This is a genomic window from Pseudovibrio sp. M1P-2-3 (assembly GCF_031501865.1).
GTDB lineage: Bacteria > Pseudomonadota > Alphaproteobacteria > Rhizobiales > Stappiaceae > Pseudovibrio > Pseudovibrio corallicola.
Genome location: NZ_JARRCW010000001.1, coordinates 1885660 through 1907113 on the forward strand (window position 1 = coordinate 1885660; position 21454 = coordinate 1907113).

Here is a 21454-nt window from a genome sequence, read left to right on the forward strand (position 1 = left end):
GGCGTTACCTGAGAAGGTAGGAAATCTGATGTCCGAGATAAAAAGCGGTACCGTTGTGAGTTCACAAGAAGCTGAGGAGTCTCGCCGAGGCCTTATGCTGGTGTTATCCTCTCCCTCTGGAGCTGGAAAATCTACCATTGCTCAGCTTTTGTTAAAGCAAGAAAATAATTTGAAAATGTCTGTGTCCGTTACAACGCGTGAGCGGCGCAGTACAGAAGAAGATGGTGTCCATTATCATTTCATCTCGCCCGAAAAATTTGAGGATATGGCCTCAAATGGTGAACTTCTCGAGTGGGCGAGCGTGCATGGAAACAGCTACGGAACTCCCAGAACTCTTGTAGAAGAGTGCTTGGAGAGCGGGAATGATGTACTCTTCGATATTGATATCAAAGGGACCTTCCAACTCTATGATAAAATGCGCAAAGATGTGGTTTCCATATTCATTCTTCCTCCCTCTATTGCAGAGATGAGGGCGCGCCTGACAAAAAGGGCTGAAGATGCGGAAAGCGTTATCTTGAAAAGGATGCAGACCGCTGTTGGCGAAATGAGTGAATGGTCAAAGTATGACTACATCGTCATTAACGATGATCTGGACCGCGCTTATGACAGTGTTCGCTCCATCTTGAAAGCAGAACGGCTCCGCCGCGAACGCATCCCTTCAATGGCCCCCCACATCAATGGAATGGTTGCCGATTTGAAGCAAGCGGTGAAAGGCAATGGCGCTTAGGGCCATCTTTGTTTGTAGTGTTGATCTCACGACAAGAATTTGAAGATAGAGCACACGCTATGCATGCAAATGAATGTGGCGTGTTTTACAGCGCATCACCGAAAAGTGGATACCGGCTTTGGGTTGAAGTATACTTGCCACAGTAACGAGTGTATCTTGGAAAAGGCCTGTTTTCGCAGGCCTTGCTTCCCATTAGAGCTATGTAATAGGGCTGGTTACTCTGGCCGTAGATTCCCGTTCAACGAGATCGCCCAGAAGTTTTTCATCCAGTTTTTCAGCTGAGCCATCCAGAACCCGCTTCACTGCGTACTTTGCCAATCGCTCAATTGGCTGCCTTAGCGTGGTCAGGCGCGGCACGACGAGTGAAGCCAATGAGATGTCATCGAAACCGGTGACAGACAGCTCTTTCGGAATGGACAGGTTCAAATCCCGTGCGCAGCGTAGAACCCCGATTGCTTGCTGGTCACTTGCCGCAGCAATGGCCGTAGGGCGCAAGCTTTTGTCTCCATTGTTGAAGATAGTTCTCGCCATGTCTTCGCCAGAATCGTAATCAAACTGCCCCTCATAAATCTCCAGCTTTATCGGGTCTTCAAGGCTTGTCAGTTCCTCTATTTGCGAAACAAACCCCTCCCGGCGCTGTCGGGCAGTCTCCATGGATTGGGGACCGGCAATGTAGGCGATATGCCGGTGCCCTAAAGCGTACAGGTGCGCAGCTATTTGCCTTGATCCTTCAAAATGATCCGTGGCGATCAAGGGGCATTCCCCAAACCGGCGGTCGAGGGAGATGATAGGTACGGGCGCGGTGTACGAATTATCACCATCGGATGAAGCCACAATAATAACACCGCTGACGGCCCGGTCCAGAAGGGCGGTTAATTGGGTCCGTTCCGTTTCCACACACTCATGTGAGTTGGCAAGCATGACCGAATAGCCATGATCGGCTACTTCCATTTCCACGCACTTGGCCAGTTGGGCGAAAAACGGATTGGTGATATCAGGAAGAATGAGGCCGATCACGGCAATGCTATTCGTTCTCAAAGCTCTGGCAGCAAGGTTTGGCTTATAGCTCAAAGCTTCCATTGCCTCCAGAACTCTAGTCTTAAGAGGCAGCTTCACACTCTCGTTCTTGGCAAGGACACGTGAGACAGTACCAACCGAAACGCCCGCCGCTTGTGCCACATCTTTTATCGTTGGCATTTTCTAATATCTCCTGAGTGTCATGCTTGAGCTTTAAAACAACTCCGGTAATTCAATCAACTATCCATTGAAATAGTCCCGAGGCAGGTGGGTAGAACCTGTTCAGCTCTTCTAATGATGGCAGGGACGAGGAGGCGCCTTGTTTTGTGGTTGCCAATGCCGCCGCGTGCGCCGCCAATGATACGGCCTCCGAAATATCTGCGCCTGCCGCCAAAGAAGCAGCCAAAGCACCGTTAAAACAATCGCCCGCAGCAACTGTGTCTAGGCACTGAACAAAGGGCGCGGTGAATGTTTCGCTGCGCCCGTTCATTTGCCACGCTCCCCCCAGCTCTCCCATAGTAACAATGGCACCTTGAAGGTTATAGGTTCTCACCAGCTCATCAGCGGCACGTCTGGCCTCATCCAGTGTCTTTGGAACCGTGCCCAGTAAACTTCCCGCTTCATGGGCATTTGGCGTTAATATATCAAAGCTCGCCAGCTGCTGGGGTGTCCATGCCGGATTGGGGGCAGGGGCCGGATCCATGATTACCAGCGCTCCCCCCTTGCGTGCCATGCTGGCCGCTTTCATGGAAACCGAGATGCTGACTTCGTTTTGCAACAGCAAAACATCGCACTGTGTCAGTATTTTCTCAAAGGGGGCCAGATGAGCCGCTTTCAAAGCTCCATTTGCGCCGCTGGCAATACGGATAAGATTGTCGCCCTCAGGTCCCACATCGATAAACGCAAGGCCGGTCGAGTATTCCTCGAGTTCTGTCAGGCGCACTGATACGCCAAGCTTTTCCAGATCCTGCTTTGCGTTTGCGCCAAAGCTATCAGTGCCGATACCGCCGATAAACTCTGTTCTGGCTCCAAGCCGGGCAGCGGCAGCCGCCTGATTGGCACCTTTCCCACCCAAAGTAATAGAGGTCTGGCGAACGGCAATTGTTTCACCCACATTAGGCCAGCGGTCCAGATAACTGAACAGGTCTACATTAATGCTTCCGACAACAGCTATGGTGTTCAAAACGCTACTCCACTCACTAGAATTATATTTGCATAGGGAGTTGCTTCCCCAGAGCGTATGATCGCCCTTGCTTTTGAAGTGCGTGTTTTGAAGTGCTCATGGGATATACGCTTTTCCGTAATGCCTTTGTCTTGTTGTTGCTCACGCCATATGGAAAGTTCTAAATCGATCAAACCCGATAGCTCGGGGCTTGCTTCATCTGCCCAAATGGCCTGTTCAATTATTAACTCTGAACGCAAAGTTCTGATAATTTCCGCAAAGCGGGGCACACCGTATGTGAGGGCTAGATCAATAACCGGAACGTTTGCCGGTGCCGGCAGGCCTGCATCGGCAATGACAATTTCATCCAAGTGCCCCAGCGAGGCAACAAGGGAGCTGACTTCTTTGTTTATGAGGGGGGTACGCTTCATTTTGCTGCGAACTTTGCACGGTAGTAATCCAGAACCACAGCGAAGATGATGACAACACCTGTAATCATTTGCCGCATGAAATCGCTCAAGCCAATGAGGATAAGGCCATTTGCCAAGACGCCGATAATAAAGGCACCAAGCAGTGTGCCGATAATGGAGCCGCGTCCGCCGCTCAGGCTTGTGCCGCCGATGATCACCGCAGCGATGGCATTGAGTTCAAATCCGATCCCAGCAATGGGGCTGGAGATACTCAGCCTTGCCATATAAACGACAGCCGCAATGCCAGCGGTTAATCCGCAAATGGTGAAGGCGGCAATCTTGTAGCGATTAACTGAGTGGCCAGCCAGCCGCACCGCCTCTTCGTTGTTGCCAATACCATAGATCAGGCGGCCAAATACGGTGAAGTTCAAAACGAACCAAGCAATAAACACCAGCAGCAGCGCAACCAGAAATACCACCGGAATGCCGTAGATGAGGGCGGAGCCGAACTCTTCAAAGGCAAACGGGAAGGAATAGATGGTTTGTGCGCCCGATACCTGCAGCGCGCCGCCACGGGCAATATTCAGCATGCCCAAGGTGATGATAAAGGAGGGCACTGACCAGTAGGCACTTATGGCGCCGTTCACAAAACCGCAAAGCACGCCCGCCATTGTTGCTGCAACCACTGCTAGGGCAATGGCCTCAGGCGCTCCAATGCCGGGCAAAGTGATCGCCTTTCCGGCAATCACGGCTGCAAATGCCATGACCGAGCCAACGGACAGGTCGATCCCGCCAATTAAGATTACAAAGGTCATTCCAACCGCAAGAATGAGGTTGATGGTAATCTGTGTCAGAATATTCGTTATGTTGTTGGCACTTAAGAAGTGTTCGCTAATCAGGGAAAAGAACACAATCATTGCCAGCAGGGCCAGCCCAATACCTGCTTTGTGCAGGACAGTTTGGACTGAGAGACCGAGGGAGGGAAAGGAACTTTCGGAAAGAGTTTTTGTTGTCATGTGCGCTGTTCCTCAGCTGAAGTGCTGTGTCCATATGCTAGTTTTAAAATGTTCTGTTCGCTGTAATCATCTGGAAGGAGCTCGCCCTGTATCTGGTGTTCAGACAAAACCAGAATGCGATCGGCCAGTGTCATGAGTTCGGGAATTTCCGAGGAGACAACAAGAAGGGACATGCCTTCTTCAGCCAAGCCTTTTAAGAGCGTATAGATTTCGGCCTTTGCGCCCACATCCACCCCGCGCGTGGGTTCGTCAAGCAGCAGGACCTGCGGCTTACCTGCAAGCCATTTTGCCAATACAACTTTTTGCTGGTTACCGCCGGACAGGCTGGAAGCGGGATCGCCCAGTTTGCCATACTTCAGTTTCAGCCGTTCAGATGAGCGCGTTGCCTGCCGGTTTTCTTTTGAGAAGTTAAGAATGCCAGTTTGGGAAACCTTGCCCAAATTAACCAGCGAGACGTTTGCCGCGATCGGCATATCCAGAATGAGGCCTTCGTCTTTCCTGTCCTCGGTGACAAAACCAATTGCGGCGGCAATGGCATCGCGTGGACCTTTAATATGCAGGGGAACTCCGTCCCGATATATTTTCCCGCTCTGAAGCCGATCTAAACCAAACAGCCCTCGCAAAATCTCGGTTCTGCCAGAGCCCACCAGACCCGCAATTCCCAGAATTTCTCCCTTTTTCAATTGAAAGGAGAGACCCGTGCCGCTTTTGTTTGCCTGCGTGCAAAGGTTCTCAACCTCAAGAGCATTCACCTCAGCGTATTGTGTGAAGTTTCGGTGAGTGGTGGTCTGCTGCACCTGTCGCCCAACCATTTTCTCGATTATTGCAACGGGTGTTGTGTCTGCGACGTCAACTGTGCAAACGGTTTTCCCGTTGCGAAAAACAGTGATGCGATCACAGATGGTAAAAACTTCATTCAAGTGGTGCGATACGAAAACGACTGTCACGCCTTTGGCTTTAATTGCTGAGACGATTTCGAACAAACGACCCGTTTCCCGTTCAGTGAGGGTGGCCGTTGGTTCATCCAATATGAGAATTTTGCTCTCAGACTGGAGCGCTCTGGCGATTTCTACAAGCTGGCGATGGGCAATGCCGAGGCTGCTAACAGGCTGCGTGACATCAATATTACTCAAGCCAATTGCATCAAGTGCCGTGCGGGCCCTTTTCTTGAGCTCGCTGCGATTAAGCAAACCAAGTTTTGTTTTTGGCAGCTGTTCTATGGATATGTTTTCAGCAATGCTCAAATGGTCAAGCAAGTTGAACTCTTGATGGACAACCTGAACTCCTGAGCTTTTTGCTGTGCTCGGGCCTTCGGGCCGGTAGTCCCTGCCATCCAGTGAAATTGCTCCCAAATCATGAGGAAAGACCCCTGAGAGGACTTTAATCAAGGTCGACTTTCCTGCTCCGTTTTCACCAACAAGGGCGTGAACTTCCCCCTGCCGCAATGAAAAATCGACCCCGTCGAGGGCTTTCACGCCTCCAAAGTGTTTTTTTACGCCTTTAACACTTAGAAGAGAGGCTGCAGTCTCATTGCCAAGGGGAGCGGTTTGTGGGGCGCCTGTCATTATGCTTCCGTTTGTCTATATAGGAACCGTGGTGGGCTGCCTCCGCACTTGGCAAAGCACATGCGGAGGCTCTTGAAGCAGTTTTTATTGCGCAACAACCAGAGAAATCGGTGTTTTAACCCAGCCTTTGAGCGGCTCGCCCCCTTGGACAACTTCCAGTGCCAGATCAATGGCATTTGCGGCCATATCTGTTCCGAACTGGTCAACAGTTGCCAGCATTTGTCCGTCATTGATCATCGGAGTGACTGCAGGGATATTGTCAAAGCCAACCACGAGAATGTCTTCTCTTCCGGCACTTTCAATGGCTTTTACCACGCCAAGCGCCATGGAATCGTTTGCAGCCATTACGCCTTGAATGTCTGGGTGAGCCGTGAGCATATTTGAAAAGACGGAATTGGCTTCCTCGGTTTCCCAGTGGGCGGTGCGGCTATCGAGCAGGTTCAGCTCATAGGTGGCCACAGAATCTTCAAAGCCCAGACGGCGCTGGTTAGCATTGTCAGCACCAGGGTTGCCTTCGATAATGACAACCTTACCACCCTTGCCGAGCGTTTTACCAAGAGCATCACCGGCAAGTTTTGCCCCGCCTCTGTTATCGGGGCCCACAAATGCCAGCTCGACACCCTGTTGTTTCTTTGCCTCAGCATCCAGTGCAACGTCAAAGTTAACAACCACGATACCGGCTTTCATGGCTTTTTTAAGCGGGCGCACCATGGCACGAGAGTCAGCAGGGGCCACAACGATTGCGTCAACACCTTGGGTAATGAAATTCTCCACGGCATTAATCTGGGATTCAAAATCAGTCTCGTTCTGCATGCCCACCGCAAGCAGCTCATAGTCGCCGCGCTTTGCCTGATGCTCTTTCGCGCCTACCATCATATTTTGGAAAAATTCATTGGCCAAAGACTTCATGATCAGGCCAACACGTGGCTTTTCATCGGCTAAGGCTGTGCCACCGAGCAGTGTAAGACCAGTTACCGCAGTAGCTGCAAACTTGAGCAAACCCATAGTAAATCTCCCTATTATAGATTCGAATGCAATCTCCCGAATTTGCGCAAACGAATCGTCGTTATATGAGCACTCAAGTTTTTTGAGGTCAATATGAAACGTTTCATTTATTTGAATGCTTTCATATTTTATGTTGATTTCCAGATTCTGACTGCGAAGCATAAAGGGCGCGCGCGGTAAACTTGTCGAAAGACCCAGCTGCTTGTACCAGCAGTGATAACGCACAATCGATAGTTTGTGGTCTGGATACCGGATCGGCGCTTCATCTGTCCGGTGTGACCTAAGGCGGGCTGATCTCGCCGCACATTCCGCCGTCATCCCATCAAATGAGTCGGGATTCAAGCATACCCATAGGTTTGCAATAATGCGGATAGGTATTCGTTGGTGCTCTGAGGAAACACATGTGTGATGTGCACAAGGGAGGCAGTAACCAAGGCGCTACAACAGAACTGACTGGTAAGTGCCCCCGCTATTTAAATATGAAGCGGGGACTTGAAGCACTTATATAAGCTGGTTTGTAGAGGTAAAGGCTAGGAAGCTTGTTCGAATGCGTGAGCGAGCCGGACAAAGCCTTCCACATCAATCTCCTCGGCTCGGGCTGTCGGCTTTATTCCTGCTGAAGTGATAATGGCCTCCGCATCGGGGTTTAACGCCTTCAAGCTTGCCCGCAACATTTTCCTTCGCTGCCCAAAGGCGGCCCCTGTTATTTTCTCCAGGGACCTTATAGGGCAGCTGAGAGGCTCTTCCCGTGGAAGCAGCTGGACAACTGCCGATGTTACTTTAGGGGGAGGGGTGAAAGCTTTGGGGTTCAGGTCAAACAGGATGTCCGTGTGGCATCTCCAGTTGGCAAGAACTCCCAGCCGCCCATAGGCCTTGGAGCCGGGACTTGCCACGATACGTTCACCCACTTCTTTTTGGAACATGAGTGTGAGTGAGGACCAAAACGGAGGCCACTGATCCATAGTCAACCAGCTCAATAGCAACTGGGTTCCCACATTGTAGGGAAGGTTCGCGACAATTTTGATAGGCCCGTCCGCCAGCTCGGCAGGGTTATACTTAAGCGCATCTCCCTCAATTACTTTCAAGCGGCCATCATAATGATCGCTTATCTGCTGGAGAGCAGGAAGACAACGAGTATCTTTTTCAATTGCGATAACCTGTTTGGCTCCTTCTGCCAGAAGTGCTCTGGTCAGTCCGCCGGGGCCAGGGCCCACCTCGATAACTGTCGTATCTTCCAAAGGACCGGAAGAGCGCGCGATGCGGCTTGTCAGGTTCAGGTCCAGTAGGAAATTTTGGCCAAGCGATTTACGCGCATTAAGGCCATGCTCCTCGATTACCTCTCGAAGCGGTGGAAGACTATCAATTTGAGACATTAAACGAGCTCTGGTTCGGCAAGGGCCACAGCAAGACGCATGGCAGCAGATAGACTACCCGCTGAAGCTTTTCCCGTGCCTGCCAGCGAAAAGGCTGTTCCATGGTCAGGGGAGGTGCGTACAAACGGAAGTCCAAGGGTTACATTTACAGTTTCGTCAAAGGCGATCGTCTTGACGGGGATTAGCGCCTGATCGTGATAGGCGGCTAGAACCACATCATAGCTGTTTCGTGCACCCGGGTGGAAGATGGTATCTGCCGGATGCGGGCCGCTCGCCTCTATACCTTCTTCTTGAAGTTTTTTAATGGCAGGAAGGATTACGTCCCGGTCTTCTAGGCCCATTGTCCCATTTTCACCGGCATGAGGGTTAAGGCCGCAGATTGCAAGTCTGGGACTGGCAAGCCCAAAGCGTGCTTTCATGTCCCGGTGGACAATTCTGGCTTTCTCAATGATGAGATCTTCCGTTAAAGTCGCCGGAACCTCTTGAAGGGGGATGTGAACTGTTAAAGGAACAGTCATCAGCTGCGGACCGGCAAGCAACATCACGGGGGTGGGTTCCACGCCATCCATGTCTGTTGCAAGTGAGGCAAGATACTCGGTATGCCCGGGGTGTTTGAACCCGGCTGAATACAAAGAGGATTTACAGATCGGGTTGGTTACGACCGCATCCGCACGGTTTGTCTGCACATGCTGCACAGCAGTGGCAATGGATTCCAGAACCAGCGCCGCATTTGTTGAAGACGGAACCCCGCAAGAGGCGCTCACAGAACCACTGAGAGGAACCACAGGCAGGTGTGTGTCAAAGGCAAAACGTGCGTTTTCCGGCGTGGTTTCCTTTATCTTCATGGGCAAGCCCAGCAGTTTTATGCGCTCTTGGATAAAGGCGGGATCAGCTATCAGGTAGAAGCAAGGAATATCCCGTTTATATCGCTCCTGCCATGCAAGGAGTGTAATATCGGGCCCGATACCCGAAGGGTCTCCCATTGTCACGGCAAGAGCTTTTTTGGCACGTCTCATATATTTATATAGCCTGACTAGCGTTCTTCGATAATTGCATTGGAGCGTAGATCCCGCAGGTAACGGCGCGACAGTTGCTGCCCTTCGCGGTTGCGAAGCTCGCCTTCCATCTCTGCGCGGGCCACAGCATCGGTCTGAATCCGGCTCTTGTCACAAAGGGCGAGCATTGCAAATCCGCTTGGGCTTTTCTTCGCAGGTGTCAGACGGCCAACGGAAATCTTTTCAAGCTCTTTTAATGTGGAGGGCTGCAATTCATTTTCCAGTTTACGACCCACCGGCTTTACAACAACTTCCTTCAGGCCGTTGGCAATGCGCAGTCCCTCTCTACAGGAGGTGAAACGGCTCCGCAGTTTTTGAATTTCTTTTTGTCGGCTCCGCTTGTAAGAAGCGCTGGCATTACCGGGAACCACAAAAATAATCTGCTGGAGATCATATTCGATAGCCGTATTGCTGGCGCCCTTTTGTGAGCCTTGAAGTGCAGCAATCACATCAGATTCGTTGATACGGACCGTGGCACGAAAACGGCGCATGACAATATCCTGCCAAGAGATTTCGGCGCGCAGTCTGTCCTTAAGGGTCTTGGAATTTACACCGCTCTGACCAAGGGCCTGCCTGAACTGGCTGGGTGATAACTTCACACGCCGCGCAATTGAAGCAAATGCTTCATCCACCTGCTTGTCGGTGACTTTAATGCCAATACGATCAGCTTCCTGAAGTTTCAGCGCTTCTTCGATCAGCTCTTCACGCGCCCTTCGATTGGCTACCGATTTTGGAGCGCGGGTTGTCAGCGTTATAAGCTTGGATCTTTGAGACAAGTCGTAACTTGTAATTGCCTTGTCATTCACAACGACAGCAATGCGCGTCGCCGCTTGTGTCGGTTCTGGAGTTAAGACAGGTCCACTGAGACAAGCCGCCAATAGGAAAAGCCCAAGAAAGTGTTTTTTCATCATGCTATTGCTTTCTGATGTCCCCAACATCCAAAAGTTGATCACTCCAATGCCAGTCGCCAAAAACGATATACTGGCGTGTGACAGAAGCCTGTCTAAAGTTCTTCCTAAGTGTCAGTACTTTAAGTTTACTGAGCCCACCGGCATATGGAAACACTTTGTCCCCATATACCTTTTCTGCAACTATGCCTTAATCACTGGTACTTATGTCCGTGTCACCAATGGTTCTCAAGCCGACGCGAAGGTAGAAGATCTGCTCCACCGGCTCCCCATCGTCACGGCTGCGATCCTCTGCATAAGACACAGCAAGAGAAAGCCCTTCGTCATCGTAGCCCAGTCCGAGAAGATTTTGAACCACATCCTCGTTTTCAATATCGTAACGCAGTGAGCCAAACAGGCGCCAGTCATCGACAATGTTCAAGTTGGCAGAACCTACGACTTCCTGTCTGTCTTCATCAATCCCCGCATCCGGGCGCGCCGCCAGATATGCATAGCTGAGGACCCCTGAGAGGGGGCCATAACGCGCACTGGCATTCACCTCGGCCCTTTGAACTGAGAAGTCACTCTCATCAAAGCGTGCGGTGGTTCCAATTCGAGCCCCGGCATTCGTATCGAAATAGAAGCTTGCGACATAGTCCGAAAGGTCGGTTTCTAGCCCAGAATCTCCGGTGGCGTCAAGAATATCAGGAGTTGCATATGAGTTTCTGCCTGCGATTTGATAGGAACTTCCGAAGGTTGCACTTGCGAAAGCACCTTGGTCAAACTGTAAGCGATACTGAATTCCGAAGTTTGCCCTTACGCCGCCTTCGTCACGGTCGAACCCTGAAAACTTGTCCCACTCAAACAAAGTAGAAGCATCGTAAACCATGCTTTGGGCGTCTTCATTTGGCAGCTCACCAATATGGGCTTCATTGGGCCGTGCGATAATTTGCGCAATTGGCTCAATGATTTGGTGCCCGCCATCAAAGCCGGCCAGAATTGGGTACTTATATTCAAGGCCAATTGCCGGCATTCCCCGGAATACGACTGCATCATCCGTTAGGGCTTCCACGTCGTCATCGGCCGAGCCAAGGAAATACAGGCTGGAATTGGCATAGGCAAATGGTGTGAAAACCTGCCCGATGGGGTCGATAAAGGTTCTGCGCCAGCTTAGATCCGTGCTTAACCTTGTAAAGGTGCCCTCAACGCCCCTGAAGCGGTTTACATCATTATATGAAAATGCGTCCGTTTCACTACGTGTCAAACTGGTAAAGTTGCCAGTGTAAGCCAGCTCGCCTCCCCAAATCGGCGGGGCGAAAAAGTAGGTGTGATCAATAACGGGATGAACAACCGGTTGTTTCTTTTGGAGGTCGTCATCCACGGGAGAGAACGGAGCTGTCGGGTTGGTTGGTTCCGTAGAGTTCTCGTTGTCTTCCTGCGAGATTTGAAAGGCGTAAATATTACCTTGGAAGCGATTACGCTCACTTTGGCCACTAAGGTAGATCTCGGAAGTTTCCTGAGCGGATCCGAAATCCGCAAATGAGTAATCTTCTCTGAAGGCTCTATCCGTGGCAAGTGTAAGGTTCCAGCCTGCTTGCCACCTGTCAGTCAGGTCGAAGCTGCCGGTGGTATTTACGATAAAGCGCCCGAGCTCTTCACCGCTAGAGCCTGAAAACTTCTCCTGTTGAGCCTGTCGGATGCCGCCCATTGAAAGAGTATAGTTCCCTCCCTCCAGATTCTGACGCCAGTTGGCACTAAGCAAAGCTCCCTGTTCGGAAACTGGAGTGAGCGTTGTGGTCAGGCCATAATGGGGGTTCAAATCCCAGTAGTATGGAATGGACAGGCCATACCCGATACGGCTGCGATATATGAATGACGGGGTCAAAAAGCCCGACTTTCTTTTGACTGAAGGATCCGCAATTGTAAACGAGGGAACCGTCGCAATAGAGCTGCCAAAAAATTCGAGACTAGGCCGTCTGAAATAAATGGTCTGCTCTTGTTCATTATGGACAATCTTGGCAGCCTTAATACGCCAAAGCGCCGGCTTCTGGGTGTAGACTGAGTATGCCCCATTTTCCAAAGTGGTTAGATTATTGTTCTCTCTGGTACCACTTTCAGCGGTCAGCCTTGTAAACTGCGGCGTGTCGATTTCCAGTGCCTTGATAAAGCCATTGGCAAAATCGTCACTCAGTTCAAGGCTTTCAGCTTGAATTAGATTGCCATCAGGCTCGGTCATCCGAATGTGGCCGTAGGCGAAGAGCCTGCCATCCTTTCGGTCATATTCGACACGGTCAGCCCGCAAGGTATAGTCATCAAAGTAGATTTCCACACTGCCTGATGCGCTGATGATATCCTTGTCAAAATCATATCTAAGGTCGGTTGCCTCCAGCAGCATAGGCTGCGTGGAATCTACTTTCCCGACTAATGAATCTGACATACTTGTTTGTGCGAGCACACTGGTAGTGCTTCCGTACGCAGTTACTCCATATAAAAGAGCAAAGGACGAAACACCCACCAGTAATTTTTGTGCCGCGGCACAAAGTACACTTTTATTCTGTTGGCGGCCGGTCGGCTGTCGCATTAGCCGTCCTCCTGCTTCAACAGGATTGATAAACCCATAAGAACCCCAAATACTCCAGGTGCCCATGCTGCAACGGTCGTCGGGACAATCCCCGCGCCCCCCAAATCCTTTGAGACCTCGGTGATAACGTAAAGCACGAAGCCACAAAAAATTCCACTAACAATTAACGTTCCAACCCCTCCGAACCGGGATACTCTCAAAGATACTGTTGCGGCGATAAGTACCATAGCCACAAACAGTAGAGGCCGAGCGAGCAGCGTTTGATATTGTAAAGAATACCGATATGCTGGGAGTCCTGCCCTTTGTGAGAGTTCTATAAAGCGGGGGAGCTCCCAAAAACTAATGGCTTCTGGTGATGCGATCCTCTCCTTGATCTCCGTTGGAGTAAGAAAAGTACTAAGTGTATAAGATTGATAATGTTGTGGATCAGTGTCCAACGCATAGACGGTTACATTGTTCAAATGCCAGATGTTATCGGAGAGTTTTGCCGAGTTTGCTTCGATTCGTTCCAGAAACTCTCCTGCGTTGTCAAACGCAAAAACAGTTACACCGTTGAGTTGTGCCCCACTGTCCATAAAGTGCCGGGCATGCAAAACGGACTCCCCATCGGAGCCATCCTGCCTGAGCCATACTTCTCCGCGGTTGCCAATGATGTAACTTTGGTCAACGCCGAACAGGCCTTCCGCAACCTTGTCTGAGTATTCTTGCATCTTTGCGGCAATGGGGTTGTAAACGGCCACTGCAAAAATGCCAATAAAAAGCCCGGTGAGTACTGCCGGTGCTGTAAATTGCCAGACTGACATACCTGAGGCCCGCGCTACAACAAGCTCAAGGCTGCGGCTTAGCGAAAGAAAAGCCCAGATTGAACCAAACAGGACGGCAAAGGGGAGAACTTGCTCCAACAGAAGTGGCACGCGCAAAATGGACATGGCCAACACTCTGAGTACGGAAAACCCCTCTCTGTCTGCGCCTTTCCTAACAAGCTCCAGAAAGTCAAACAGGAAAATCATGAGTGTCGCAAATATGAAGAGCGCAAGAATGTTCTTCAAAAAGCGACTTGATATATAGATAGATAGAGTTCGTCCCATCGCTTATGCTCCTCCCTCGTGTGAGTTTGAAGACTTTTTCCTACTAGAAAGTCTTTCTACCTGATGGCTGAGCCATTCATTTGTTTGTGTCGCCCAAGACGGGGGCTGGGAGAGGACTGTCGCCCATGAGGCGAGAAAGATAGCCAGAAGAGGCACTCCGTAGAGGGTCCAGTACATGTTTGGATTGGTGCTGACAACCAAGGAGGCGCCAAAGCCTGCGGTGCGAACCAGGGCACATAAGGCTATTGCGAAAACAATGGCCATAGTTTGATTTTGCCGGGTGGTTTTCGGCACGCCCATCAAGGCGTAAACGATAAGTCCAAATGCGAGCGGGTAAAGGGGTGCACTCAAGCGGTCATGAAACTCGACAACTAGTCGTTCCGGGTGTTTTTTCGCATAAGAATCATCAGGGGACGGAGACAGTAGTTCGAAAGTTGGCCGTTCATCTGCCTTGTAAACCGGCTGCTTCGCCTCCGGCATCATGGCTGTCAGGTCAAATCCGTAGGATTCAAATGCAACAATTGAAATGTCGTCATTAGTCTTGGAGCGCCTTTGAATGGTTCCATCAAGCATGACAAGCAGGGTTTTTCCTGAAATTTCTACTATTTGCCCGTTCTCTGCTGTGTAGGTGAACGTGGTTTCCGCCTCTCTTTCATCGTTAAGCAAAAGGCCTTCAAGGATGCCATCGCCGGTCCTGTTGCGGATATGGAATATGAGATCCTTGCCAATACTCAAAAAACGGCCGGGCTTGACGATGTTGGCAATCAGGTCAGCGCGCACTCTTGTCATTTCATCACGCAAGGTCGCATTGGACATGGGTGAGAGGTAGATGGACAGGAAGGCCATAAATCCGGCGATAAGCAAGGCGAACACTATCACTGGACGCATGATGATGGAGCGGCTTGCTCCAGAGGCAGATATGACGATCAGTTCGCTGTCTCTGGCCAACCTGTTCAGGACAATGATCAGGGCAATTGCCAGAGCAAAAGGAGAAACATAGATGGCGAGGGCGGGCAGGGCGAGGGATGTAATGTAGCCAAACTGAATAAGTGTTTGCCCCTTGGAGGTGACAAGATCCAGCTGGCGTAAAGCTTGCGTCGCCCAGACGATACCCACAAGCACAACAGCAACAAGCAAAAATGTACTCAGTGCCGGCTTCAAGATGTAGCGTTCAATGGTATTCATACAGCTACGCAAAGTCCGTTGTTTATTTTAAAATAATTCCGATTCCGTACCTCCTTAGCATGCTTTTGAGGCCTAGTGATCTCTTGCATATGGAATAATTGAATAAACCCGTTAGTTTCTCTCAGAAAACTTGAAACTCGGGGGCGAGAGCTCCATTGTATACTATATGTTAATCGTGGTCGTGCCCTGCGGGGTTTTTAAAGAACCACATAAAACGAAAGATGAACATTAATGGCCACCCTACCACTTATTCAAATTAAAGCTTTTTCAAAGCCCTCAGTGCCGACACTGGTTATTTTTGCAGATGATGAACTGAAAATTGATGGCGAAGCAATTGCTGCTGTTGGTGGTTCTGGGGAGGCGATTGAAAAAGCGGCCTCCATTGCTGATTTTAAAGGTAAAAAGTCCAGTTTTCTTGATGTGATCGCGCCTGCGGGCGCTGACGTCGACCGTGTGATCGTGGCTGGCCTTGGTAAGGCGAGCGAGCTTAACGAGCAGGACTGGCTTAAACTCGGTGGGGCACTTTTTGGCAAGCTCAAGTCTTTGAATATTGAAGCCGCTGAAGTGTGCATGGCAGCGCCTGCAATTGCTGACAAGCATGCGGCTTATCTGGCTCAGGGCATGCTTCTGCGCAGCTATGTTTTTGATGATTTCAAAACAAAAAAAGCTGATGATGAGAAGAGTGAGAGCTATGCATTAAATGTGACGCTTAAAGTTGGGGATGAAGCCTCCTCGGCAGCTGCGTGGAAGGAATATGAAGGGGTTGCAGGAGGTGTTCTGCTGGCGCGTGAGCTGGTCAACCTTCCCCCGAATGTTCTGGGTCCAGTGGAATTTGCACAAAAGGCTGTCGATCTGGGAGCGCTTGGCGTAGAAACTGAAGTTCTTACAGCTGAACAGATGGAAACGCTTGGCATGGGTGCCCTTCTTGGAGTTGCCCGTGGTTCGCGCCGTCCAGCTCGTCTTGCCATCATGAAGTGGAATGGCGGTAAAGAGGGGGAGGCCCCAATTGCCTTTGTTGGTAAGGGTGTTGTCTTTGACTCGGGTGGTATTTCCATTAAGCCGGGCGCTGGCATGGACGAGATGAAAGGTGATATGGGCGGTGCTGCTGCTGTTACCGGTCTGATGCATGCTCTTGCAGCCCGTAAGGCCAAAGCCAATGTCATCGGTGTCATCGGCCTTGTAGAAAATATGCCAGATGGTGATGCGATCCGTCCGGGTGATATCTTGACCTCCATGTCTGGACAGACGGTTGAAGTGCTGAATACGGATGCGGAAGGCCGGTTGGTTCTTGGTGATGCGCTTTGGTACACGCAGGACCGGTTCAAGCCATCTATCATGATCAATCTGGCGACCTTGACGGGTGCCTGTCTCATTGCTTTGGGTAATCATCGCGCAGGCCTGTTCTCAAACAATGATGAGCTTGCTCAAAAACTCTTTGAGGTAGGTGAGACATCGGGCGAGAAACTGTGGCGTCTTCCGCTTGGCGATGAATATGACAAGATGGTAGATACACCAAACGCCGATATGCGTAACACTGGTGGAAGCAGGTTGGCAGGGGCTACAACGGCCGCTCAGTTCCTGCAACGCTATGTGAATGATACCCCATGGGCCCATCTGGATATTGCGGGAACAGCCATGGGTTCTCCAAAAACAGAAATCAGTCAAGGCTGGGCATCCGGCTACGGCGTACGCCTGCTCAATGAGCTGGTCAAGTCCCATTATGAAGGCTAATGCACATCTGGTAAAAGTGGGCGCCGGTTTTCAGATAGGGTAGGTGAGTGTGGTCTTGGGGTGTTTCCAAAAACATCTCAAGACTATAAAGGATTAAAAAAGCCGGTTGTCATTCAACCGGCTTTTTTAATCTGTTTTTCCTGATTGAGGAGAAACTTGCATTGTAATTAGCAAGTTTTGTAGTTGTCGCAAATTACGGCTTCTTCTGGAAGCATTGCGCCGACTGCAGCTGTCACGCCGACGAGACCGCCGACTAAAACACAAAATATAACCAAACGGCTCAGCATAATGCCTCTCTGTTGCACTCCAGATGGGGTGTACTGTCATAAATGCTAACTTTAGATTTAATGACTTTATCTCGCACCCAATATTTAGGTGTGGTTAATTTTCCCGAGTATCACCCTTTTTATGAAGATATCCTTTATCAACTATTGTGGTTTGTTGTTCAAGCTAAAAGCTTGACGTTTGATCCGCAAAAGTTGCCTATCAACAAAATGGGACTGTTTACCGTCAGGTTAAGGTCGTTGCTGGCAGGTTAGATTAGAAAGAAAGAGATATGGAAGAAGTTTTATTCTATCAGCTCTCAAAATACCCTTTGGAACAAGCACTTCCGGTTTTGCTGCAAAAGTGTTTAGAGCGGGATTGGGCGGTTGTTGTGGAGTTTGGAAGCAAGGAGCGCCGGGATGCATTGAATGCGCATTTATGGTCTTTTTCCGAAGAAGCGTTTTTGCCTCATGGCACCAAGGAAGATGGCTTTGAAGAAGCGCAGCCAATTTATTTGACCTGTGAGGGGGATAGCCCGAATTTACCTGCTGTCCGTTTTTGTGTGGACCGTGCCCCTATGCGTGAGGCGACAGGTTATGAGCGCATTATCTATATGTTCGATGGCAATGACCCTGAGGCGTTGTCAGAGGCCCGCAAGTGCTGGTTGGACGCAAAAAAAACACCATTCGCACTCACATACTGGGCGCAGACGGATGCTGGTGGGTGGGAGAAAAAGGCTGAACAAAACAACAATAAAACAGCGACCTAACAGATATAGTTAACGTTATAATTTAAGTGGGACCGGAGTAAACCCACTTAAATTTTATTAAGTACCGAACCGCTCAATCTTCCGATTGAGCTTCTTCCATCTGGTCGCTCAAGGAAAGCCAGATGTCTTCCTCTCGGGCCAGAATACGCTCTGCTTCGGCGCGTATCTTGGCGTACTTGGTCGCCTTTTCTGGATCTTTTGTGTAGAGCTCGGGGTCAGACAAGGCTACATCCAATTTTTCAATTTTCTCCTGAAGGCGCGCAATCTCACTTTCTGCTTTGCTGAGTTTTTTCTTTAAAGGCGCTAGAAGGGCGCGCCGCTCGGCGGCCTCTCTGCGCTTGTTCTGACCTGCCGAGTTTTCAGCTTTGCTCTTGTCCTTTGTCGCCGCACTATCACCCTGCAAGATCAGACGGCGATAGTCTTCCATGTCTCCGTCATAGTTTTGAACGCCCCCCTCCTTGACGAGCCAGAGGCGGTCCGCGCTGGCTTCCACCAGATATCTGTCATGGCTGATCAGGATAACAGCGCCTTGAAACTCGTTTATGGCAAGGATGAGAGCCTCGCGGCTGTCAATGTCAAGGTGGTTGGTAGGCTCATCCAAAATCAGGAGGTTGGGAGAGTTAAAGGTGGCAAGGCCGAGAAGAAGTCGTGCTTTCTCACCTCCGGACAGGTCCTTTGCAGGCGTGTCCATTCGACTGGTGGGTAGGCCGAATCTGTTCACCCGTGCCCTGACCTTGGCCTCCTGCTCTTGCGGCATGAGGCGGCGCACATGTTCAACCGGTGTTGCCTCCGGAATGAGGTCATCAAGCTGGTGCTGGGCAAAAAATGCAATTTCCAGTTTGGACGAGCGCACAATATCGCCCGCTTGCAGGTTTAAGCGCCCGGCGAGCAGCTTTGCGAACGTGGATTTACCGTTACCGTTAGCTCCCAGCAGGGCAATGCGGTCATCGTGGTCGATGTTGAGGTTGAGGTGCGATAGCACAGTTTTTTCCCCGTAGCCAACAGAGCCGCTTTCAACTCTGATGATGGGGGGAGAAAGTTGCACCTTGGGGCTTGGAATGCTCAATGGCAGGGAACTTTCTTCGTTCAAGACCGAGACCGGTTGCAAACGCTCCAGCATTTTCAAACGGGACTGTGCCTGTCGTGCCTTTGTCGCCTTGGCCCTGAAGCGGTCAACGAAAGCCTGCATGTGCTTTCGTTGCGCTTCCTGCTTTTCCGACTGTTTCTGCTGCAGGATCATTTTCTCGCGCCGCTGGCGATCAAAACTGTCATACCCGCCCCGGTAGAATGTCAGTTTGCCGCGAGCCAGATGCACGATAGAATCAACGGCTTTATTCAGCAGGTCCTTGTCATGGCTGATCAAGAGAACTTGGTGGGGATACCTGGCCACAAAGTTCTCAAGCCACAAGGTGCCTTCAAGGTCGAGGTAGTTGGTGGGCTCGTCCAGCAATAAGAGGTCAGGCTCGGAAAACAGAAGGGCTGCAAGCGCGACGCGCATGCGCCAGCCACCCGAGAAATCGGCACACGGCTGCTTTTGCTGGTCATTGTCAAAGCCCAGACCGTTGAGTATAGCCGACGCGCGAGCTTCGGCGCTGTGGCTGTCAATGTCGGTGAGGCGTGTATGTATTTCGGCAATGCGGTGCGGGTCCGTTGCACTTTCCGCCTCATTCAAAAGCGCTGTTCTTTCCGTATCGGCCGCGAGGACGACTTCCAGCAAACTTTCCTGTGTACCGGGAGCCTCCTGTGCAACTTGTCCAATTTTAGCATTTCGCGGCATGAACGTGCTGCCGCTCTCGGGCGAGAGATCACCCGTGAGCAATTTGAAAATGGTAGATTTGCCTGCGCCATTGCGACCGATAAGTCCGGTTTTGGAGCTAGAGGGAATCGTGACGCTGGCGCTGTCGATTAATAGGCGGCCCGCTATGCGGTATGTCAGGTCTGTTATTTGAAGCATGTGCTCCTGTTAAAACGTCAAGATTACATTTTGCAAGAGGGGAGTGCGTAATGAGTGATATATTTCTGTCAGCTTTTGATTTGTAAAAGAAAAATACGCCCCTTCGCGCTTTCAATGGGAAACCTGCATGGAAGGAGGGGATACTCTCTTGCAATTTCATGTGTTCTAAACGTATATCCTGCGCGAACACTAAAAATATGTGTAGGGGCCCTTGAGGTCCGTTTTACGAGTTCTTTTTGGCTCGGCAACTATTAGGCAGGTATACAATGGCGATTGAACGCACTTTCTCTATGATTAAGCCAGACGCAACAAAGCGCAACCTGACAGGTGCGATCACAGCCAAGCTTGAAGAAGCTGGTCTGCGTGTTGTTGCATCCAAGCGCGTATGGATGTCCCTGCGTGAAGCAGAAGGCTTCTACGCTGTGCACAAAGAGCGTCCTTTCTTCGGCGAACTGACAGAATTCATGTCCTCCGCTCCTACAATCGTTCAGGTTCTGGAAGGCGAAAACGCTATTGCGAAAAACCGTGAAGTTATGGGCGCAACAAACCCAGCGGACGCAGCAGACGGCACAATCCGTAAGGAATTCGCTCTGTCCATCGGCGAAAACTCCGTACACGGTTCAGATGCTCCTGAAACAGCTGCCGAAGAAATTTCCTACTGGTTCTCCGGTACAGAAGTAGTTGGCTAATTCTTGAATGTTACCATTCAAGTTTGCAAGGCTGGGGGAAACCCCGGCCTTTTTTGTGGGCAAGATAAAGCGTGTGACCAAGCTTATGCAGCTCCATGTTGTTGAGCTGTCCGTTGAGCGAGTTTGCTAAGTTATTCATGAAGTCGTCAGCTGAACAGATCTGGTAATCTGTGATCCTTTGCCTCCATTATTTTTCTGATATACGGGGCTGATTTTGATTGATACACCCAAATAAACTCTCACAAACCGTAATGGATAATGAGGAAAAAATGAGCCAACACCCTATCGTATCTGACCTCGCAATTCGCAAAACTGCGAAACGGTATGATCCAAACAAGCGTGTTCCAAAAGAGCTAATGGAAGTCCTCTATGAGGCTCTGCGTTTGACTGCATCCTCTATCAATTCACAGCCTTGGAAATTTATTGTGTTGGAAAGCGGTGAAGCCAAAGCACGGATGGGAGAGACATTTGTTAATATGTTTCAGTTTAACAAGCGTCAGGTGTTGGATGCTTCACATGTCATCTTACTTGCCCATAATCCGCGGTACACACGAGAGGATTATGCCAAGGTTGTCGATACGGATATAGCAAGTAATCGTACAGCGCCTGAAGAACGAGACAGCGCCTTAGCAAAGTTCGCTTTTGCCGAGATGAACACCGATGAAAATGGAAACACATCTGCGTGGACAAATGCTCAAACTTACATTGCCTTGGGCAATGCGCTGCATGTACTTGCCCGCCTCAATATAGATGGCACCCCTATGGACGGTGTTGATACTGCGCTTATCAGTAAAGTCTTCGAAAAAGAGTTGAATGGCTATGTCTGTAGTATTGCTCTGGCTTTAGGTTATCATCACAATGCCACGCTCCCAAAATCAAGACTCCCGAAAGAAAATGTTCTGCAAGTTCTCTAGGTCCTGTCTGCAAATAAGATTTACAAACCTGATAATAATCGATTCAAGGTAATTTTTTGAGA

The 21454-nt window shown here is 50.2% G+C and carries 18 protein-coding genes; 5 read left to right on the forward strand and 13 right to left on the reverse strand.

Going from position 1 to position 21454, the window contains the following annotated elements:
* Positions 1-28: 28 nt before the first annotated feature.
* Positions 29-727: a guanylate kinase gene (gmk, locus tag P6574_RS08560; protein ID WP_310619926.1), complete on the forward strand. Its 699-nt coding sequence runs from the start codon at positions 29-31 to the stop codon at positions 725-727.
* A gap of 198 nt (positions 728-925) precedes the next feature.
* On the opposite strand, the gene P6574_RS08565 is transcribed toward gmk, so the two are convergent.
* From P6574_RS08565 to lptF, 12 genes are all read right to left on the reverse strand, one after another.
* Positions 926-1924 (reverse strand): LacI family DNA-binding transcriptional regulator, encoded by a 999-nt coding sequence (locus P6574_RS08565; protein WP_310619927.1) that lies wholly within the window; start codon positions 1922-1924, stop codon positions 926-928.
* Positions 1925-1976: 52 nt separating this feature from the next.
* Positions 1977-2927 carry a ribokinase gene (locus P6574_RS08570; RefSeq protein WP_310619928.1) on the reverse strand — a complete coding sequence of 317 codons (951 nt, stop codon included), beginning with the start codon at positions 2925-2927 and terminating at the stop codon, positions 1977-1979.
* Positions 2924-3337 (reverse strand): D-ribose pyranase, encoded by a 414-nt coding sequence (rbsD, locus tag P6574_RS08575; RefSeq protein ID WP_310619929.1) that lies wholly within the window; start codon positions 3335-3337, stop codon positions 2924-2926. Before rbsD ends, P6574_RS08570 begins: the two co-directional genes overlap by 4 nt.
* Positions 3334-4332: an ABC transporter permease gene (locus P6574_RS08580; RefSeq protein ID WP_310619930.1), complete on the reverse strand. Its 999-nt coding sequence runs from the start codon at positions 4330-4332 to the stop codon at positions 3334-3336. The genes rbsD and P6574_RS08580 overlap by 4 nt, the downstream gene beginning before the upstream one ends.
* Positions 4329-5897: a sugar ABC transporter ATP-binding protein gene (locus P6574_RS08585; protein ID WP_310619931.1), complete on the reverse strand. Its 1569-nt coding sequence runs from the start codon at positions 5895-5897 to the stop codon at positions 4329-4331. The genes P6574_RS08580 and P6574_RS08585 overlap by 4 nt, the downstream gene beginning before the upstream one ends.
* A gap of 84 nt (positions 5898-5981) precedes the next feature.
* Complete coding sequence (locus P6574_RS08590; protein WP_310619932.1) at positions 5982-6902, reverse strand: sugar ABC transporter substrate-binding protein; 921 nt, start codon at positions 6900-6902, stop codon at positions 5982-5984.
* A gap of 530 nt (positions 6903-7432) precedes the next feature.
* Entirely contained in the window at positions 7433-8275 is an 843-nt protein-coding gene (rsmA, locus tag P6574_RS08595; RefSeq protein ID WP_310619933.1) for a 16S rRNA (adenine(1518)-N(6)/adenine(1519)-N(6))-dimethyltransferase RsmA, read from the reverse strand.
* Positions 8275-9291 carry a 4-hydroxythreonine-4-phosphate dehydrogenase PdxA gene (gene pdxA / locus P6574_RS08600; protein WP_310619934.1) on the reverse strand — a complete coding sequence of 339 codons (1017 nt, stop codon included), beginning with the start codon at positions 9289-9291 and terminating at the stop codon, positions 8275-8277. The genes rsmA and pdxA overlap by 1 nt, the downstream gene beginning before the upstream one ends.
* 17 nt (positions 9292-9308) lie before the next feature.
* Positions 9309-10238 (reverse strand): SurA N-terminal domain-containing protein, encoded by a 930-nt coding sequence (locus P6574_RS08605; RefSeq protein WP_310619935.1) that lies wholly within the window; start codon positions 10236-10238, stop codon positions 9309-9311.
* 190 nt (positions 10239-10428) lie between these two features.
* Positions 10429-12654, reverse strand: a complete 2226-nt coding sequence (locus P6574_RS08610; RefSeq protein ID WP_310619936.1) for an LPS-assembly protein LptD — start codon at positions 12652-12654, stop codon at positions 10429-10431.
* A 143-nt stretch (positions 12655-12797) separates the two neighbouring features.
* Positions 12798-13886 carry an LPS export ABC transporter permease LptG gene (gene lptG, locus P6574_RS08615; RefSeq protein ID WP_310619937.1) on the reverse strand — a complete coding sequence of 363 codons (1089 nt, stop codon included), beginning with the start codon at positions 13884-13886 and terminating at the stop codon, positions 12798-12800.
* A 3-nt stretch (positions 13887-13889) separates the two neighbouring features.
* Entirely contained in the window at positions 13890-15071 is a 1182-nt protein-coding gene (lptF, locus tag P6574_RS08620; RefSeq protein WP_310619938.1) for an LPS export ABC transporter permease LptF, read from the reverse strand.
* A 231-nt stretch (positions 15072-15302) separates the two neighbouring features.
* Between lptF and P6574_RS08625 the strand changes: the two genes are divergently transcribed.
* Positions 15303-16802, forward strand: coding sequence for a leucyl aminopeptidase (locus P6574_RS08625; protein ID WP_310619939.1), 1500 nt, complete (start codon positions 15303-15305; stop codon positions 16800-16802).
* Between the two features lie 556 nt (positions 16803-17358).
* A complete protein-coding gene (locus P6574_RS08630; protein WP_310619940.1) occupies positions 17359-17835 on the forward strand; it encodes a DNA polymerase III subunit chi in 477 nt (158 codons plus the stop codon).
* Positions 17836-17908: 73 nt separating this feature from the next.
* On the opposite strand, the gene P6574_RS08635 is transcribed toward P6574_RS08630, so the two are convergent.
* On the reverse strand, positions 17909-19789 hold the full coding sequence (locus P6574_RS08635; protein ID WP_310619941.1) for an ABC-F family ATP-binding cassette domain-containing protein: 1881 nt from the start codon (positions 19787-19789) through the stop codon (positions 17909-17911).
* A gap of 266 nt (positions 19790-20055) precedes the next feature.
* Here P6574_RS08635 and ndk point away from each other — a divergent pair, with 266 nt between their 5' ends.
* Entirely contained in the window at positions 20056-20478 is a 423-nt protein-coding gene (gene ndk, locus P6574_RS08640) for a nucleoside-diphosphate kinase (protein WP_310619942.1), read from the forward strand.
* Between the two features lie 269 nt (positions 20479-20747).
* Positions 20748-21392 carry an NAD(P)H-dependent oxidoreductase gene (locus P6574_RS08645; RefSeq protein WP_310619943.1) on the forward strand — a complete coding sequence of 215 codons (645 nt, stop codon included), beginning with the start codon at positions 20748-20750 and terminating at the stop codon, positions 21390-21392.
* Positions 21393-21454: the final 62 nt, after the last annotated feature.

Coding starts and splice junctions, on each gene's coding strand:
- gmk (WP_310619926.1), top strand. CDS start 29: ATGTCCGAGATAAAAAGCGGTACCGTTGTGAGTTCACAAGAAGCTGAG.
- P6574_RS08565 (WP_310619927.1), bottom strand. CDS start 1,924: ATGCCAACGATAAAAGATGTGGCACAAGCGGCGGGCGTTTCGGTTGGT.
- rbsD (WP_310619929.1), bottom strand. CDS start 3,337: ATGAAGCGTACCCCCCTCATAAACAAAGAAGTCAGCTCCCTTGTTGCC.
- P6574_RS08580 (WP_310619930.1), bottom strand. CDS start 4,332: ATGACAACAAAAACTCTTTCCGAAAGTTCCTTTCCCTCCCTCGGTCTC.
- P6574_RS08585 (WP_310619931.1), bottom strand. CDS start 5,897: ATGACAGGCGCCCCACAAACCGCTCCCCTTGGCAATGAGACTGCAGCC.
- P6574_RS08590 (WP_310619932.1), bottom strand. CDS start 6,902: ATGGGTTTGCTCAAGTTTGCAGCTACTGCGGTAACTGGTCTTACACTG.
- rsmA (WP_310619933.1), bottom strand. CDS start 8,275: ATGTCTCAAATTGATAGTCTTCCACCGCTTCGAGAGGTAATCGAGGAG.
- pdxA (WP_310619934.1), bottom strand. CDS start 9,291: ATGAGACGTGCCAAAAAAGCTCTTGCCGTGACAATGGGAGACCCTTCG.
- P6574_RS08605 (WP_310619935.1), bottom strand. CDS start 10,238: ATGAAAAAACACTTTCTTGGGCTTTTCCTATTGGCGGCTTGTCTCAGT.
- P6574_RS08610 (WP_310619936.1), bottom strand. CDS start 12,654: ATGTCAGATTCATTAGTCGGGAAAGTAGATTCCACGCAGCCTATGCTG.
- lptG (WP_310619937.1), bottom strand. CDS start 13,886: ATGGGACGAACTCTATCTATCTATATATCAAGTCGCTTTTTGAAGAAC.
- lptF (WP_310619938.1), bottom strand. CDS start 15,071: ATGAATACCATTGAACGCTACATCTTGAAGCCGGCACTGAGTACATTT.
- P6574_RS08625 (WP_310619939.1), top strand. CDS start 15,303: ATGGCCACCCTACCACTTATTCAAATTAAAGCTTTTTCAAAGCCCTCA.
- P6574_RS08630 (WP_310619940.1), top strand. CDS start 17,359: ATGGAAGAAGTTTTATTCTATCAGCTCTCAAAATACCCTTTGGAACAA.
- P6574_RS08635 (WP_310619941.1), bottom strand. CDS start 19,789: ATGCTTCAAATAACAGACCTGACATACCGCATAGCGGGCCGCCTATTA.
- ndk (WP_310619942.1), top strand. CDS start 20,056: ATGGCGATTGAACGCACTTTCTCTATGATTAAGCCAGACGCAACAAAG.
- P6574_RS08645 (WP_310619943.1), top strand. CDS start 20,748: ATGAGCCAACACCCTATCGTATCTGACCTCGCAATTCGCAAAACTGCG.